The sequence below is a fragment of the Caenimonas sp. SL110 genome (assembly GCF_001044395.1).
GTDB lineage: Bacteria > Pseudomonadota > Gammaproteobacteria > Burkholderiales > Burkholderiaceae_C > Ramlibacter.
Map to the genome: position 1 here is coordinate 1 of NZ_JANU01000047.1, position 1,615 is coordinate 1,615.

The window sequence follows — 1,615 nt, forward strand, 5'->3', positions numbered from 1 at the left end:
ACCATCGCAGCCAGCAGCGTTGTGAAGTTGCTCGCCATGCGTTCAACCGTTGCCGCATCAAACAGATCGGCGTTGTACTCCAGACCTCCTTGCAGCCCATCGTGGGTCTCCCTGAGCGCAAGCGTCATCTCGAACTTGGCCGTGGTGTGGGCAACCTCCACCGGCTCAAGCGTCACATCTCCAAGCTGCATCTGTCCCATCGGTGCGTTTTGCAGCACCAGCATCACCTGGAACAGCGGCGAGCGGCTCATGTCGCGGCCGTGTGTAAGCACCTCGACCAGCTTCTCGAAAGGCACTTCCTGGTGCGCATACGCGCCCAGCGTGACCTCGCGCACCCGGCCCAGCAATTGGCGCGTGGTGATCTCGCCCGACAGCTCGGTGCGCAGCGCCAGCGTGTTCACAAAGAAGCCAATCAGCGCCTCGGTCTCCACCTGCGTGCGCCCCGCGATGGGCGAGCCCACCACGATGTCGTCCTGGCCCGAGTACCGGCGCATCAGCATCTGCAAGGCCGCCAGCAGCGTCATGAACAGCGTGACCCCCTCGCGCCGGCTCAGGGCAATGAGCCCTTGTGAGAGTTCATGAGACAGCTGCAACGGCTGCACCGCGCCGCGGTGCGTTTGCACAGCAGGACGCGGCCGGTCCGTGGGCAGCTCCAGCGCCGCAGGCGCACCACCGAGCTGCTTTTTCCAATAGGCAAGCTTTGTCTCCAGCACCTCGCCCGACAGCCACTGGCGCTGCCACGCGGCGTAGTCGGCGTACTGAATCGGCAGCTCTGGCAGCGGCGAGGAGCGACCAGCGGCAAACGCTTCATACAGCGCTGCGAGCTCGCGCACCAGCACACCCATCGACCAGCCATCCGAGACGATGTGGTGCATCGTCACCAGCACCACGTGCTCCTGCGCCGACAGCCTCAAGAGGGTCGTGCGCAACAGCGGCCCGCAGGCCAGATCGAACGGCTTGCCCGCTTCTGCTTGGGCCAGACCTTGCACGTCGGCCTCCTGCACGTCAATGACCGGCAAGGACCATGCGAACTGCGCATCGATCTGCTGGCGCGCTTGTCCCTCAGTCGTCACAAAGCGCGTGCGCAGCGCCTCATGACGGCGCACGATCTCAGAGAAGCTTTGCTCCAGTGCGCTCACGTCCAGCACCCCGCTCAGCCGCACCGCCGCTGGCATGTTGTACGAGGCACTGCCCGGGGCCAGCTGGTCCAGGAACCACAGGCGCTGCTGCGCGAACGACAGGTCAAGATCCCCATCGCGTGACACAGCCACCAGCGGCAAGGCACAGGACGCATCGCCTCGCAGCGCCACATCCAAATGCTGCGCCAACGCCTCGATGGTGGGCGTCTCAAACAGCGCGCGCAGCGGCACCTCCACCCCAAAGGCCGGACGCAGCCTTCCCAGCACCTGCGTGGCCAGCAGCGAGTGGCCCCCCAGCTCGAAGAAGTTGTCTTGCACGCCCACACGCTCGACGTGCAGCACCTCTGACCAGATCCCCGCCAGCACTTGTTCGACCGGCGTGCGCGGTGCGATGTACTCGTTGCCCTGCAGCCCTGAATTCCCGGGCACCGGCAGCGCCTTGCGGTCGAGCTTGCCGTTGGGTGTCAGCGGCAGTT

The 1,615-nt window shown here is 65.4% G+C and carries 1 protein-coding gene; it reads right to left on the bottom strand.

Annotation, left to right across the window (positions count from 1 at the left end):
- Nucleotides 1-1,615 (bottom strand): condensation domain-containing protein (locus AQ12_RS19145; protein ID WP_048441569.1); only part of this gene is annotated, 1,615 nt, incomplete at both ends.